The sequence below is a fragment of the Elongatibacter sediminis genome (assembly GCF_037892215.1).
GTDB classification, from domain to species: Bacteria; Pseudomonadota; Gammaproteobacteria; order Xanthomonadales; family SZUA-36; genus Elongatibacter; species Elongatibacter sediminis.
Window position 1 is genome coordinate 216,405 of the sequence record NZ_JAZHOG010000001.1, and the last position, 15,747, is coordinate 232,151.

Below are 15,747 nucleotides of genomic sequence, written 5' to 3' on the forward strand. Positions count from 1 at the left end.
CGTGAAGCCGCCGGTCAGTCACCTGGCGCCAAGGTCGTTGCGATAAACATGTCCGCCTTTCATGACCAGCAGGATGTCACGGAGCGCTGAGATATCCTCAGCCGGATCACCATCCACCACCACGATATCTGCGAACTTGCCCTCTTCCAGCGAACCGAGGTCGGCCTCGGCACCGAGCATGCGAGCCGGTTCGGTGGTTGCTGAACGCAGCGCCTCCAACGGCGTCATGCCCGCTTCCACGTAATACTGCGCCTCACGAACCGTCGCGCTGGTGCCGTCGTTGGGCTCAAAGGCCATCTGATCCGTACCCAGGCCGATGTTCACGTCTTCGGCGATCGCTGTCTGCAGGGCCTGCCAGTGATCCTTGCCCACCGAGTCGCGCCGGTCGAGATACCACTGAGGAGAACCGAGTTCACGGAAGAAGGGCTCGGTGGCAGGCTGGCTGACGACGATGGTCGGTACCAGCCAGGTACCGGCTCGCGCCATTTTGCGCAATACCTTGCGATCGAGGAAGTAGCCGTGCTCGATGCTGTCGACGCCGGCGTCCACAGCGACTTCGGTGGCCTGTGGCGACCCTGAATGGGCCGCGACTCGCGCACCGAACCGGTGTGCGGCATCCACCACGGCGTGGATTTCCTCGGGCATCATCAGGGGCTGGGAAATGTCCCCGCCATCAGTCGCGATGCCACCGGAGATGAAGATCTTCACCCAATCGGCTCCGGCACTGATCTCCCGACGGGTCGCCTTGATCAACTCGTAAGGCCCATCGTTGAAAATCACTCCGGATTCCGAACCGTGGCCACCCGTTACAACCACAGCCTCACCACCGCTGAAGATCCGCGGTCCGTGCGCGATACCGCGCGCGATAGCCTTCTTCAGCGCCAGGTCGCCATGCGCCGTGTCACCAGGCAATCGAATGGTGGTGACACCGGCCTCGAGTGTCCGAATGGCATTGTCCGCCATTCTCAGGGTGAGTTCCCCTTCCGTTTCACCAGCGAGTTCGGTGGCCATTTTCCCCGGCAGTATCAGGCCCAGATGAACATGCATGTTCATCAGGCCCGGGATCAACCACTTTCCGTCCACATCGATCGGATACGCATCGGGGGGCACGACGATCTCGTCGCGTGTACCGACGGCCTCGATGCGATCTCCCCGAACCAGAACGACCGCATCGGTCAGGGCCGGTCCGCCGTCGAGGTTGACCACGGTGCCGCCGACCAGAGCCACACGCTCAGGCGCGGCCTGGGCGGGGCTTACCGTCGCCGCAACAATCGAAACGAAGACCATCAGGCGCGTCAGCGCCCCCGCTTTAACCATGAGGTTTCTCATACTGATTCTCCTGTCTGGTCATTCGAATGAATACGTCACACGAACGCCGTAGTTCTGATACGACGGCTCAATGAACAGCCCGCCCGCGAACGCTTTCTGGTAAGCATTGGTGTAGTACTTCTCGTCGAACAGGTTCTCCACGTAGGCCACCACGCGGAACTGATCGCGTTCCGCGCCGATACGCAGATTGAAGAAGTCGTAGCTGGGTACGTCCCAGGGAAAACCGGAGTAGATCAGCGACGTGGTGGTCGGCTTGATCCCATCACGGTAGTTCCATTCCAGGCGGACATAACCGGACCAGTTATCGGAGTATCGGAAGTCGTACTGGGCATCCGCGTTCATCGTCCATTCCGGTGAGTTGGGAATCACCTGGCCGTCCAGCACCCGGTTGTCACCGTCGATCAGCGCGACGAATTGATCGAATTCCGCATCGAGGTAACCGACATTGAAATTCACCTGAAACTGTTCAGACAACAGTGCCGACGCCGTCAGCTCAACGCCTTTGGAGCTTGCGGAATCGGCATTGTTGACCCCGGCGAACTGGACGAAGTCACCGTCCTCGTTGATCAGATTTTCCCGGAAGGCCACCTGCAGATCCGACCAGTCCATGTAGAACACCGACGCATTCAATCGCAGCCGGCGATCAAACAGTTCGGTCTTCAGCCCGATCTCGTAGTTCCATAACTCTTCGGGGTCATAGGTCTCCGCCTCCGGATTGGGGGCGACCTGCACGCCACCGGACTTGTAGCCCTTGGAAATCGTGCCGTACCAGGTCACGGCATCGGAAGCTCTGAAAGTCAGGGCCACGCGGGGCGAGAAATCGGTGAACGTGTCCTTGGCGGTCAGAAACTGTTCGGCCACACCGACCACGCTGCTGATGCTGAAGGTCTTGGTTTCCTCGCTGTACCGTCCACCACCGGAAATCGTCAGGCGCTCGCTGAGGTCATAGTCGACCTGGCCGAAAATCGCCCAACTGTCCGTACCGGAAAGCTCATCGGTTACCCCCACAGGCGTGCCTTCGGGAAGGCCGAAAGGCATTTCCGCACCGACCAGGGTCCGATTGAAATCGGTGCCGTCGTCTTCGGCATAAAGCGCACCGATGTTCCACTGGAACGGGCTGTCGCCGGTGTTCTGAATACGAAATTCGGTGCTGAAGCTTTCACGCTCGTTGTTGCGTCTCTCGTAGAAGAAATCGCGGCTGCTGCCATCGATGTCACCATAGAGAAAAAAGTCCGAGTTGATGAATCCGGTGATGCTGGTGAACAACAGGTCATTGTGTTCGTAGTCCACCCGCACGACCCCGTTGCGCAGGTTCGTGCCGACGCTCTGCGCGCGATCGAAATTCGTGCGGTTCGTGTTGTCCGGCCAGAAGCCGACCGTATCGACGAATGGGTCACCCCTCCCGTCACCATCACGATCGGGAAACACATCCCGGTAGAGCACGTTTCCGGCGAAGTCCGAGAACACGCCGGAAGGAATGCCCTCACGCATGCCAACCTCTTCGGTCGCGTACTGGAACATCGCGTCGATGGTCAGCTTGTCGGTGGGCGTCCAACGCACGGAGGTCTTGATGTAGTCATAGTCCTGGTCGTTGCCACCGCCCACCGGGTTAATGTTCTTGATGTTGCCGTCGGAGGAAATACTCTTGGCGTTGAAGCGCACTGCCAGTGTGTCCCCGATCAGCGGCACGTTCAGCACCGCCTCGGTATCCAGCGTGTCGTAACGGGAGTAATCCACCATCGCGGAGCCTTCGAAGGCGTCATGCGGCTTCTTCGAAGTGATGCTGATGCCGCCGCCCAGCGCATTGCGGCCGAAGTAGGTCGCTTGCGGCCCGCGCAGGATCTCGATCCGTTCGATATCCATGATCGGCGGATTGATCGTACTCGCGGCCACACTGAAATCGTCCACGTAAAACCCGGTAGTGGAAGAACCCACGAAGCCCAGGAAATTGGTGATGCCCCGGATACTCACCTGACGGCGCGAACGGGCACCGTTGGAGATGAAACTCGCATTAGGGGTGCGGGTTACATACTCGGCGACGTCCGAAAACATGCTTTTTTCGATATCGTTGGCGGTAAATGCCGAAATGGAAATGGGCACGTCCTGAAGATTCTGCTCGCGACGTTGAGCCGTTACCACGACCTCTTCGATCCCGAGTGTCTTCCCGTCCTGCGCCAAGGCGACAGACGATGCGAACGGCGCCGTGATCATCGCCACCAGCATCGTCCGCCCGACTGCCTTCACTCCCTTCCCCGCTGACAGTTGCCGGCGGAATTTCTTACTGGTACTGCAAGACATCAAATTCTCCTCTTCACACTTCATGAACAACTCCGAAAAGCCGCTGACTCCACGGGTTTTCGGACAAATTCAGGCACAGCGCGCCCCGGCCGGAAACGGCCGGCAAATTCGTTAACCGGAGGACTCAAAACGCGACATGACGCCGGAAAATTCAGCGGCGATGAATGCTCGTCGGAGTCAAATCAGAAACAGATACGAGTGCGCGGGTCGTCCTTTATCCGCTATCGAAGAATCTCCAGGAATCGATGGTTCAGCCTCGAGACAATCGTATTGGGCGCCAGGCTATTTTCAGACTTCACTCTAAGGCGCAGGCAAGGAATGAACAATAAGGCTGGAACAACCGTGCCGTTGCCTGTGAAGCAACGATTTTTTCACGGCATACGGACGCATAAAAAAAACGGGCCGGCATGGCCGGCCCGTCAAACTTCGTACCTCAGGCGGTTGCTGGGCGACGGGAGGGAATCCCGTTGGTCATTGACTCAGCGTGTGGCCAGATCGTTACGGTAAACGTGACCCCCTTTCATCACCAGCAGGATGGTACGAAGTGCCTTAATGTCGTCGGTCGGATCGACCGGTACCGCGAGAATATCGGCATACTTGCCGGGTTCCAGCGAGCCGATCTCGTCCTCGGCGCCCAGCATGCGGGCCGTTTCGATGGTCGCTGAACGCAGCGCCTGCAACGGCGTCATGCCGGCTTCCACGTAGTACTGCGCCTCACGCGCCGTGGCCGTGGTGCCGTCATTCGGCTCGTGTGGAAGCTGATCGGTGCCCAGACCGATGTTGACGCCTTCCTCGATGGCGGTCTGCAGCATTTTCCAGTGTTCCTTGCCCACCGATGTCCGGCGGTCCAGGTACCACTGGGGCGAGCCGATCTTTTCGAAGAACGGCGCCGTCGCGGGCTGGCTGACCACGATGGTGGGCACCAGCCAGGTACCGGCCTTGGCCATTTTCTTCAGGGTCGGACGATCCAGAAAATAGCCGTGTTCGATGCTGTCGATGCCGGCATCCACCGCAATCGAAGTCGCCTGGGGCGAACCCGAGTGGGCGGCCACCTGGGCACCGAAGCGGTGCGCCGCGTCGATCACGGCATTGATTTCCTCGGGCGTCATCAGCGGTTGGGCGATGTCCCCGCCGTTGGTGGCGATTCCGCCGGAAATCAGAATCTTGATCCAGTCGGCTCCGGCGCTGATTTCACGGCGTGCCGCCTTCATCAATTCGTAAGGACCGTCGACGTAGGTCTCACCGGCTTCCGAGCCGTGGCCGCCGGTGATCACCAGGGATTCTCCGGCGCTGAAAATTCGCGGACCGTGCGCCTGCCCGCGCGCGATGGCCTTGCGCAGCGCGAGGTCGCCGTGCATCGAGTCGCCGGGGGACCGGGTGGTGGTGATGCCGGCGAGCAGCGAGTCGTAAGCATTCTTGGCCATGCGCAGGGTCAATTCACCCTCGGTTTCATTGGCCAGTTCAGCGGACATCTTGCCCGGCAGTTTCAGTCCGTAGTGAACGTGCATGTTCATCAGGCCCGGAATCAACCAGTGGCCGCTGACGTCGATGACCTCGGCACCATCCGGCACATCTACCTCGCCCGCTTCACCGATCGCGGCGATGCGTTCACCTTCGACAAGCACCACGGCGTTGGTAACGGAATCCCCGCTGTCGATGTCGACGACGGAGCCGCCCACCAGGGCTACGGTAGATCCGTGTTCATCCGCGGATACAGCACCCCCGATCAGGCAAAGCGAGAAGGCGATGGCGAATTTCGTAATTCGATTCATATGATTACCCCATGAAGCCCGGGGCCGCGAACGGCCCCGGGGGTCACTATTACTCGAAGCTGTACGTTACGCGCACACCATAGTTCTGGTAGGACGGCTCGATGAACAGGCCGCCGGCGAACGCTTTCTGGTACGCATTGGTGTAGTAGTCTTCGTCGAACAGATTCTCGACGTAACCGACAATCCGGAAATTATCCCGTTCCAGGCCGACTCTCAGGTTGAAGAAATCGTAGCTGGGTACGTCCCAGGGGAATCCGGCGTATACCACCGACGGCACGGTCGGCTCGATCTCGTCACGATAGACCCACTCCAGGCGAACCCAACCATCCACGGCATCGGTCAACCGGAAGCTGTACTCGGCATCGGCGCTCATGGTCCATTCCGGCGAATTCGGAATCGTCTCACCGTCCAGCACGTAGTTCTGTGAATCGACCACGGCGACGAAATCGTCAAACGTTGCGTCGAGGTAGCCGACATTGAAGTTCACCACCAGGTTCTCGCTGACCAGAGCGGTGGCCGACAGTTCGGCACCCTTGGACGTGGCCTTTTCCGCGTTGTTCACACCACCGAACAACTGGAAGTCGCCGTTCTCGTCGCGGTAATTTTCCTGGAAGGCCACCTGCAGGTCTTCCCAGTCCATGTAGAACACGGCTGCATTCAGGCGCACGCGCGAATCGAACAGATCGGTTTTCAGGCCGATCTCGTAGTTCCACAGGGTTTCCGGGTCGAAGGTCTGGAACTCGGGAATCGGGGCTTCCTGCACGCCGCCCGACTTGTAACCCTTCGAAATCGTGCCATACCAGGTCATGTTATCCGTGGCCCGGAAGGTGGCGGCGATGCGCGGCGAGAAATCATCAAAGGTGTCCGAGAACTGCAGGTTGGTGACCAGCGTTCCGGAAAAACCCTGGATGTTCTCTTTCACTTTCTCCTTGCTGTAACGACCACCCACCGAAACGGTCCACTGGTCGTTCACATCGTAGTCCATCTGGCCGAACACCGCCCAATACTTGTTCTTGCTGGTAGTATCCGAGCGATCGATGATACCACCTTCCGGGAAGCCGAAGAGTTGTTCCGCTCCCACCAGGGTGCGGTTCCAGCCTTCACCTTCGTCTTCGGCGTAGATGACACCGGCATTCCAGTGCCAGGCGCTGTCGCCGGTGTTCTGCACGCGGAACTCTGTGCTGGCGCTCTGGTTCTGATTATTACGGAACTCGTTGAAGTAATCGCGACTGCTGCCGTCGATGTCACCGGCCAGGGTGAAGTCCGAGTTGATGTAACCGGTGATGCTGGTGAACAGCAGATCGCCGTGTTCGTAATCGACCCGAAGCACGCCGTTGCGCATCGCGGTGCCGACATCCTGGTTGGTATTGAAGTTGGTCCGGTTGGTGTTGTCCGGCCAGAAGCCAACACCGTCCGGGTCACCGGTTGCCGGGCCGGGAACTCCCGGAATCGGCGCCGTACCGTTGTAGAGGAAGGCCCCGAAAAACGACAGAACGCCGGAGGGCACACCTTCGCGCATGCCCACGCTCTCATTGGCGTAGCCGAACGAGGCATCGATCGTCAGATTGTCGGTCGGGGTCCAGCGGACCGCGGCCCGGATGTAATCGTAATCGTGGTCGTTACCACCGCCGATCGGGTTGATGTTCCTGATGTTGCCGTCCGAACTGCTGGACTTGGCGTTGAAGCGCATCGCGAACGTATCCTCGACCACCGGCACATTCAGAACCGCTTCCATGTCGAGCGTGTCGTAGCGCGAGTAGTCGATCATCGCCGAACCCGAGAAGCTGTCGGTGTTGGGCTTCTGCGTGGTGATGCTCAGACCGCCGCCCAGTGCATTGCGTCCGAAATAGGTCGCCTGCGGGCCGCGCAGCACTTCGATCCTCTCGATGTCCATGATCGGTGGATTGATGGTGCTGTTGGAAACACTGAAATCGTCGATGTAAAAGCCGGTTGTGCCGGGACCGGCGAAGCTCGTGATGCCTCGAATACTGATTGAGCGGCGCGACCGCGCACCGTTTGAAATGAAGCTGGCATTGGGCGTCTGCACCAGGTAATCCGATACGTCGGCGAACATGGCCTTTTCGATATCGTTGGCACTGAACGCGGAAATCGCGATCGGTACGTCCTGCAGGTTCTGCTCGCGCCGCTGGGCGGTCACGATGACCTCTTCGATCGACAAGCCGTCGGCGCCCTGCTCCTGGTCCTGGGCCCAGGCGGTGCCGGGTCCGGCGGCCATTGCCGCCAGTGCGGGCAGCAAGGCCAGAGTGAGACGGTTCCGGGCGGGCCGGTATGTTGGTGTGTGTGTTGACAGGCTTTTCAGACTGGATTTCATGGCACCTTCCTCAGTTTCCAAATTACATTGGCTATCGTGGTCTGCGTGTCCCCATTTATCGTCCCCAGGGGTCCAGTTTACCGGTATTCAGGGCGCGTCTTGTGCTCCAGTGGCGGACGCACCCTTTCCGGATGATGTGCCGAGCATCGATTCACGTACCAGCGCGGGCGGCAGTGAACCGACGTTCAGCAACGGATCGTAAAACTCGCTGGGCGGATCGGGTTCCCCGTTCACCGCAATCCAGTCCTCGCGAATTTTCATGATTTCCTGCATGCCGATCAGGTAGCCGAGCACGTAGGTCGGGCGTTCGACGTACATGCCGACTTCGAGTTCGGCCGCGTAGCGCTCGAAACGCACCTTGTCGGCCAGAAAGTCGACCGCTTCCTCGAAACTCATCTGCCCGGTATGCAGACTGACATCGAGAATGACCCGGGCCGCCCGCCACAGGCGGTTGCGCAACTGGGTCAGGCGCACGTCGTCACCTTCGAGGAAGCCACGCTCGAACATCATTTCCTCGGTGAACAGGCCCCAGCCCTCCGAGAAAATCGGTTCCCGCATGATGCGGCGCAGGAGACGGGGATTCTCGCGGGTTTTAAGACCGTCCACGTGATGGCCCGGATAGGCCTCGTGCACGGCGATGATCGGAATCCAGGCATCGTGATGGGAGCGCAGGCGCTCGGCCTGCTGTTCGGGCGTCATCCAGTCTTCGATTGGAGTCAGCACCAGTCGGCCCTCGAGATCCTCGCCGAAGGGGTCGACCATCTGGAACGTGCCAAACGGCGATGAACGGCGCATGGCCGGCGGCGTGTCGACGGTGATTACCCGTTCCCCTTCCGGCAGGGTCACGATGTGGTTTTCAATCACAAAGGCCTGGGCCCGGTCGATGGCGGCCTGGTAAGCCTCCTTGATACCGTCCGCGGGCGGATGTTCGTCCTTCAGCGTTTCGTAGACCTCGCTCCAGTGAACGCCGGGTTTAATGCGTTCGCTGACTTCCTGCGCCAGCGCTTCGGTATCGGCGAAGGCCTGGCGGCCACGCGCCAGGATTTCATCCGCGTCGGCGTCCATCAGCCAGCGGTGCTGCAGAATGTAATCGTAGTTGGCCTTGCCGATGGCCCAGGAGCCGGTGGATTGCGGCAACAGGTCGCCTTCCAGGTATTGCTCGTAGGCTTCCAGCGCGGCAACCGCCTCGGCGAGCGCCGTGGAGAAAGCCTCGGAATCGGCGGCGGCATCAGCGAGTGGGCCCACTTCGTTGCGCAGGCTGTCCAGCGAACCACGGGTCTGGAACAGCGCGGCCTCGGTAAACCGCTGAGGGGGGTGCCGCAGGTTGTCCCGTGCCGTCTGCAGCCGGTCCGGAATCTGCGCCAGCAGCTCCTGCAGGGACTGCGCCTGTCCGGCCGCGGCCTCCGCCGACTGCACTTCGATCAGTCGCCCGATCTGGCGGGCCGGCACGTACAGGGTGGGGTCGTTTTCCCAGATGCGGCGGGCCTCGGCCATGTGAATTTCGGATTCCAGCTGGCCGATGAGGGCGCGCTGGTCGATGTGTTCCTCGGCACTCAGAGCAGCCGAATCCACTGCTTGCAGGTCTTCCAGCAGTTCCCGTTTGGCCGCGATCTTCGCCGTGAAAGCGGCGGCCGAGACGTCGGTCAGTGTGCTGCGGTCCCGAGCCGCCCGGTCGGCATCGGCGTACCGCTGCACCAGTTCGTCGAGCCGTTCCGACGCATTCACTTGAGTCTGCAGGGTGGACGCCACCTCGGAGCCAGGCCCGGCAGCACTGTCAGCGGAGGCGGGAGTCGACTCCCGGTCTCCACAGGCGGTGAGCCAAATGGCCAGGGCCAGTCCGGTCGCGACCCGGGGCCAGCGGCTTTTCGCGCAGGCTCCGTCCATGTCGTGCCAGGCAGTGGTTGATGAGAATCTGCGGGCTTCGTTCATAGGCGTCCCAGTTCCTCCAGCGTGGTGCGCACCATCGCCACTTCGGACTCCTGAAGCGGCAGAATGGGGCGGCGCGGATACCCGCCGGGCAATCCCTGCAGGTTGAGCGCGGTTTTGAAAATGGCTTGTGCCGACCCGTAGCGCGCCGTGTAGTCGGGCCGGAACCATTCACGCATGATGCGCGTGTCCTGGCGTGCGGCCGCCAACCCGCGTTCGGTATCCCCGGCCCACAGCGCGTTATAAAACTCGGGCTGGGTGCGGCCCAGCACGGCACCGGCGCCCATGGTTCCGTCCGCGGCATCCTGCAGCACCAGCTGCATGCCTTCTTCGGTCATCGGAATGCCGAAAATTCGTACTTTGTCCCGCAGCGCACGCATCACGTCGATGAAATGCGCCGGACTGCCTGTGGAATTCTTGATCGCCACCACGTGCTCCAGATCCGACAGGTGCTCCAGCGTCTCACGGCTGAGGTCGATGTTGGTTCCCGGCGGCCAGTTGTAGATGCAGATCGGCAACGGCGTTTCCCGGTCGACGTCCTCGTAAAACGCAATCACCTCACGTTCGCACGGCCGCACATAGGGCGGTGGCGTCACCAGTATGCCGTCGAATCCGCTGCGTTCGGCCGTCATGGCGTTGCGCACCACTTCCTGGGCGGTAAACGCATTGCATCCGGCGATCAGCGGCAGATCGCCCCGAAGCACCTCACCGACCGCGCCGAACAGAGTGGCCTTCTCGTCCGCGGTCATGCTGAACCATTCACCGGTGGTACCGGCGACGACAAGCCCATGCATGCCCTCGCCGGCCAGCCATTCGAGCAGGGAGCGCAAAGCCCCCAGGTCGAGTTCGCCGTGCTCGTCAAAAGGTGTGGTTATGGCCGGCATATAACCGCGCCAGTCAACGGAATCCCGGTTCACTGTCAGTCTTTTCCCCGATTGTCTTCTATTTGGCAGGTGCCTCATGCGGTAGGCTACGAGTGCTTGAATGATCTATCAATAACAAGATATATTCGAATCTGTTGCAAAAACCGCAACAGGTATTCTCACCCACCGAAAACAAGGGCCGCATTTCCCGAGTTCATGACAAGATTTCACGACAATCGCCTGCGTTATCTCGCCGAAGCGGTACGCGGCGGCACCATGCGGGCCGCGAGCGAAAACCTGAACGTCGCACCCTCCTCCATCAGTCGCCAGATCGCGCAACTCGAGGAAGAACTGGGCGTACCGCTGATCGAACGCAATCGCAGCCCCCTCAAACTCACCGAGGCCGGTGAGATCGCGCTCACCTACTACCGTGAATTCACCACTCAGCAGGAAGCGTTCATTTCCCAGGTCCGCGATCTCAAGGGGCTGAAAGGCGGCACTGTCTGTCTCGCCGTCGGCGAAGGACTGATCGGCGATCTGCTGCTCGACGTTCTGCAGCGTTTCATGTCCCAATACCCCGAAATCCGCATCGTCATGTCCACGGCCGGTACCGCCGACGTGGTCAGCATGGTGCTGGAGGACGAGGCCCACATGGGCATGGTTTTTCAGCCCGAACCGGATGCCAAGATCCGGGTCCGGGCTTCGTCGGATCAGCCGATGAAAGTCATCGTCAAGGCCGGCCACCCCATCAGCAAACGCGAATCCGTCACACTTTCCGAATTGAAGTCCGAACGACTGGGTCTGCCGGAGCAGTCCTTCAGGATCAGCCAGATGATCCATTCCGCGGGATCCGAAGAACACGTATTCCTGAACCCGGTCCTGGTCAGCAACTCGCTGCTGGCGCTGAAGGAATTCGCCCGTTCGGGGCTGGGCATCACGATCCTGCCGACCATCGCCGCGCACACCGAAATCGCCGCCGGTGTGTTGGCGGCCGTCCCCATCGACAACCCGGAACTGATGCAAACCAGCGCCAGCGTCATCACCCGCCTGGGACGTCAGCTACCGGTCGGAGCGGTACGGCTGCTGCAGAAAATCGAGGCCACCATGCCGTTTCTGCCGGCGCCCTGAATCCCGTCAGTGCCCCGCGCCGCGCCGCGCGACGAAGGCCGCATAGCTGAGATACTGACGGCGAATCAGATGTCCGCGCAGCATGAGGTAGTCGAAATCGCGGATGGCCCGCATGTCGGCCAGGGGATTGGCGTTGAGCACCAACAGGTCGGCCGAACGGCCTTCGGTCAGGGTGCCGAATTCCTCTTCGGCTCCCATGATGCGCGCTGCATTGCCACTGGCCGCCACGATCGTCTGCAGCGGGTCCAGGCAGCATTGCGCCAGAAGCTCCATTTCCCGGGGCACGTTATAGCCCTGGAAGGAATGCACCACCGCCCCTCCCCCGTCCGTGCCGACGGCGATCGGAATGCCTGCGTCCACGAACCGCTTCACGTTGGCCTCCAGGTCCGGCACAGCGGCCCGGCCCCAGTCCAGCGCGTCGATCTCCAGCACCTCATCCATGCGGGCGAAAACGCGCGCGATATTCGCCGGGTCACGCAATGCATCCAGGACGAAATCAGGAACACTGGCTCGGAGTTGGGGGTCGTTCAGTAACTCGGGATTGTCCACGACCCGGTAGAACGACTCGAACAGGACGATTGTCGGGACAACGAATATGCCTTTTTCCCGCAGGCCCCGGACGATTGGGCTGCCGGGTTCCTGCGGTGTGACCAGACCGTGCGCGATGACCCGCGGTCCCAGGGCAATGGAACTCAGATATTCGCGCTCGTCAGTGGCGTGAATGAACACGGGAAGACCGGCAGCCTTGCTGGCTGAAACGATTTCCACTGCGTGTTGAGCCGGAATACGCGGAAATACGCCGGCCTTTCCCAGGCCGTCCTCGTCGATGATCTTGACCAGATCGACGTCCAGCGAGCGGTATCGCGTCAGGCTGTCGTCGACATCCGAATCCACGGTCAAACCGCCGCCGTGGCGGCTTCCCCAGCCGTTTGCGGCCGTGAATCCGACCGCGCCGGTGTAAATCCGAGGCAGCAGCGATGCCGGTTCCCGCCGGGCCTGTTCCCGCATCTCGAGCACCCGATCGAGATCGTGGGCCGACATGTTCAGCACGGTCGTCACACCGTGGTACAGGAACGCCAACGGGGTGTAATCGCGAACGATTTCCTGTTGATCGGGTTGCAGGGGGACACCGCCGAGCGAGTCGATATGCGCATGAGCATCGACGATGCCGGGAACCACGAATTTGCCCGCCGCATCAACGACTTTGGCCTCCGGCAACGGCCCCATCATCGCCCGCGGCCCGGCATACCGGATGCGTCCATTGACGATGTAAATCACGCTGTCTTCGACCGCAGGGCGGCCGGTGCCATCGATCAGGGTGGCGCCCATGATCAGCCAGGCCCGGGATTCGTCCGGCACGGGCGCATTCGCATCCTCGTTGCCGCCACACCAGCCAACGCCGGACAGCGCCCACGACAACACCACCGCCAACTGCAGGCACCTGCGAATCCAGACGTGCATCATCATGCGTACCTCAACCGAGAACCGATCACTTCATCCTAACGCGACGAGCCAGAACCGGGTTTCCACCTTGCCCCGAATGCGTTGCGGGCGACGCAACAATTCCGAATTCCATTTGTCATTGACGCCGGAAAATACGCCGCCGACAATGAAAGAGCACCGAGTACTCGCCCCAGACCGCGCCGGCTTGCACCATCGTGACCTCCCGGCCGCCTCGGAATCACCCAGGAGCCAATCCCCATGATCCGAAATCCAGTTACCCGCCGCCTGACACATGCCGCACTGGCGGTGGCGTTCTGGCTGACCGCGTTCCCGGCGGCCGGCGCGACCACCGAAACGAGCCAGTCAGGTCCGGCCCAGGCGCATCCGGGCAAGGCCGACCCGAGAACCGAGACGGTTCTGATTCGTAACACCACCGTCATCGACGGGACCGGCGCCGCCCCGCAACCGGGTGTCGATCTGTTGATCCGCGGCGACCGCATCGAAGCCATCGGCGAATCCCTGCAAGCCTCGGAGGGAGCACGGATCCTGGACGGCACCGGCAAATTCGTCGTACCCGGCCTGATCGATACGCACGTGCACCTGCAGTTTCCAATCGTTTTCCAGTTGAGTCCCGAAGAGAAAACCGTGGTCGTCGACCACACGCCAAAAGCCTTTCTTTACAACGGTGTAACCACGGTTCTTAACGTGTCGGCGGCCAATGAATGGATCCTCCCCCGGCGCGAAGCACAGCGCAACGGCGAACTGGTCGCGCCGACGATTTACGCGCTGGGCGAATCCTTCAAGCCGGTCGACGGCTGGGGCAGCCGCCATGGTGGCGCACTCGAAGATGCCGCCGCCGCGCGCCGCATGGCCCTGGAACTGGTGGACGCGGACGTGGACGGTTTCAAGCTCATCATCGAAGACGGCCTCGGTTCCCAGGGCACCCACGTGGAAATGCCGGACGACATGCTGCAGGCCATCGCGGAAGTCGCGAGCGAGAACGGTATGCCGCTGTATTCCCACGCCATCAACCTGCACGAGTACCACCGGGCGGTCGACATCGGGTCGCGGGCGATCATCCACGGTCTCGAGGATCCGATACCGGAGGGAGATACCCTGATCGAGGAGCTGATCGAGGGCGGGATCACCGTGGTGCCGACTGCCAGCCTGTTTGAATCTTTTTTGCACCCGGACCCGGCCGCAGGCCTGGAACTGCAGGATCCGGTGCTTGAGAAAACACTGCCCGGGTTCCTGTTGCAGCGCATGCGCGATCCGGACTACATGGCGGAAGAAAAACGCCTGTTCAGCCAGGCTTCCAACATGGACGCCTACACTTGGGCGGAAAGCCGCCTGCCGGTGTTTCGGGAAAACATCACCCGTCTGCACGAAGCGGGTGTAAAACTCGCGGTTGGCACCGACGGTGGCGGCACCGTCGGCTACAACTACCAGGGTTACAACACGCCCTGGGAGCTGAAAATCCTGGTCGAATGCGGTCTGACCCCGATGGAAGCCCTGGTCGCCGCCACCCGCAACGGCGCCGAGGTGATCGGCATCGACAATGAAGTCGGAACCGTCGAAACCGGCAAACTGGCCGACCTGCTGATCCTGACCGCCAATCCGCTGGACGACATCGAAAACATCCGGCGAATTGAATGGATCATCCAGCAGGGACAGCCGCACCCACGCGACGAGTTCGCATTTCAGCCATGAGGAGCCCAGGCTCTCTTGCTTAGCGAAACCCGCCTGAGATACCTGTACGAGTCGGCCCGTCTCGGCACGATGCGAGCGGCCAGTGAGCATCTGGATGTGGCCGCTTCATCGGTCAGCCGCCAGATTTCCGAACTGGAAAAGGAACTGGGCATCACCCTGTTCGAGCGGGGCCGCCAGGGCGTCAGTCTCACCGAGGCCGGCCGTACCGTGTTCGAGTTCTATCGAGAAAGGGCGGCCCACGAAGAAGCCTTCATGTCGCGAATTTCGGACCTGCGCAGTGTCCGCACCGGAAACATCATTCTCGGTCTGGGGGAAGCCTTCGTGACCGACGAGTTCAGCGACCTTTTGCGACGCTACATGAAGCAGTACGACGGCCTGAAGGTGCACGTGCGCATGGGCGGCAGCAACAGCGTTGTCGCCATGGTACGTAATGACGAGGCTCATTTCGGGCTGATGTTCGACATTCCGCGGGACCCCCGGGTGCGCGCGCGGACTTCGCTGCCTCAACCATTGCATTTCGTGGTGCAGGCCGGACACCCACTGGCCAGCACGGAACGGCCCGGCCTGACCGAACTGGGCCGCTACCGGGTCGCGTTGCCCGAGAGTTCGTTCCGAATCCGGCAGATTGTGCAGCGGGCGGAGCAGGAATCGGGAGAGTTTCTCGAGCCCGCACTGATCACCAACTCGATGACCCTGCTGAAAGACTTCGTCAAGTCCGGCCGCGGAGTCACGGTGCTGCCCCCATTGCTGACGGAACCCGAGCGTTCACAGGGCCGGCTGGTTGCCGTACCCACCGGCAATGCGGTACTGAACGACACCCAGATCACACTGGTCACTCGCGTCGGACGTCAGTTACCGGTCGGCGTGTACCGCCTGATGGTGCGCATCGAGTCGTTTCTCAGGAAGAACTTCGGTGCGGTGCCGCTGGATTCCCCCGACTGAGGGC

10 protein-coding genes are annotated in these 15,747 nt (G+C 61.1%); 3 read left to right on the top strand and 7 right to left on the bottom strand.

Features of this window, described 5'->3' with window-relative positions; all coding sequences use genetic code 11:
• Positions 1-18: 18 nt before the first annotated feature.
• The 6 genes from V3330_RS00870 to V3330_RS00895 form a co-directional block, all read right to left on the bottom strand.
• Positions 19-1,329, bottom strand: coding sequence for an amidohydrolase family protein (locus V3330_RS00870; protein ID WP_354693482.1), 1,311 nt, complete (start codon positions 1,327-1,329; stop codon positions 19-21).
• Between the two features lie 18 nt (positions 1,330-1,347).
• Positions 1,348-3,573: a TonB-dependent receptor gene (locus tag V3330_RS00875; protein ID WP_354693483.1), complete on the bottom strand. Its 2,226-nt coding sequence runs from the start codon at positions 3,571-3,573 to the stop codon at positions 1,348-1,350.
• A 533-nt stretch (positions 3,574-4,106) separates the two neighbouring features.
• Positions 4,107-5,399: an amidohydrolase family protein gene (locus V3330_RS00880; RefSeq protein WP_354693484.1), complete on the bottom strand. Its 1,293-nt coding sequence runs from the start codon at positions 5,397-5,399 to the stop codon at positions 4,107-4,109.
• 49 nt (positions 5,400-5,448) lie between these two features.
• On the bottom strand, positions 5,449-7,731 hold the full coding sequence (locus tag V3330_RS00885; RefSeq protein ID WP_354693485.1) for a TonB-dependent receptor: 2,283 nt from the start codon (positions 7,729-7,731) through the stop codon (positions 5,449-5,451).
• An 87-nt stretch (positions 7,732-7,818) separates the two neighbouring features.
• On the bottom strand, positions 7,819-9,660 hold the full coding sequence (locus tag V3330_RS00890) for a DUF885 domain-containing protein (protein ID WP_354693486.1): 1,842 nt from the start codon (positions 9,658-9,660) through the stop codon (positions 7,819-7,821).
• Complete coding sequence (locus V3330_RS00895; RefSeq protein WP_354693487.1) at positions 9,657-10,574, bottom strand: dihydrodipicolinate synthase family protein; 918 nt, start codon at positions 10,572-10,574, stop codon at positions 9,657-9,659. Before V3330_RS00895 ends, V3330_RS00890 begins: the two co-directional genes overlap by 4 nt.
• 162 nt (positions 10,575-10,736) lie before the next feature.
• Between V3330_RS00895 and V3330_RS00900 the strand changes: the two genes are divergently transcribed.
• On the top strand, positions 10,737-11,648 hold the full coding sequence (locus V3330_RS00900; protein WP_354693488.1) for a LysR family transcriptional regulator: 912 nt from the start codon (positions 10,737-10,739) through the stop codon (positions 11,646-11,648).
• A gap of 6 nt (positions 11,649-11,654) precedes the next feature.
• Here the strand turns inward: V3330_RS00900 and V3330_RS00905 are convergent, their stop codons facing one another.
• Entirely contained in the window at positions 11,655-13,115 is a 1,461-nt protein-coding gene (locus V3330_RS00905; protein WP_354693489.1) for an amidohydrolase family protein, read from the bottom strand.
• A gap of 234 nt (positions 13,116-13,349) precedes the next feature.
• On the opposite strand from V3330_RS00905, the gene V3330_RS00910 reads away from it, so the two are divergent.
• Together V3330_RS00910 and V3330_RS00915 are read left to right on the top strand one after the other, a co-directional pair.
• Positions 13,350-14,801: an amidohydrolase family protein gene (locus tag V3330_RS00910; protein ID WP_354693490.1), complete on the top strand. Its 1,452-nt coding sequence runs from the start codon at positions 13,350-13,352 to the stop codon at positions 14,799-14,801.
• Positions 14,802-14,816: 15 nt separating this feature from the next.
• Complete coding sequence (locus tag V3330_RS00915) at positions 14,817-15,743, top strand: LysR family transcriptional regulator (protein WP_354693491.1); 927 nt, start codon at positions 14,817-14,819, stop codon at positions 15,741-15,743.
• Positions 15,744-15,747 lie beyond the last annotated feature (4 nt).

Bases quoted from the DNA above. Each gene is read 5' to 3' on its own strand.
- V3330_RS00870 (WP_354693482.1), bottom strand. From the start codon at position 1,329: ATGAGAAACCTCATGGTTAAAGCGGGGGCGCTGACGCGCCTGATGGTC.
- V3330_RS00880 (WP_354693484.1), bottom strand. From the start codon at position 5,399: ATGAATCGAATTACGAAATTCGCCATCGCCTTCTCGCTTTGCCTGATC.
- V3330_RS00885 (WP_354693485.1), bottom strand. From the start codon at position 7,731: ATGAAATCCAGTCTGAAAAGCCTGTCAACACACACACCAACATACCGG.
- V3330_RS00890 (WP_354693486.1), bottom strand. From the start codon at position 9,660: ATGAACGAAGCCCGCAGATTCTCATCAACCACTGCCTGGCACGACATG.
- V3330_RS00900 (WP_354693488.1), top strand. From the start codon at position 10,737: ATGACAAGATTTCACGACAATCGCCTGCGTTATCTCGCCGAAGCGGTA.
- V3330_RS00905 (WP_354693489.1), bottom strand. From the start codon at position 13,115: ATGATGATGCACGTCTGGATTCGCAGGTGCCTGCAGTTGGCGGTGGTG.
- V3330_RS00910 (WP_354693490.1), top strand. From the start codon at position 13,350: ATGATCCGAAATCCAGTTACCCGCCGCCTGACACATGCCGCACTGGCG.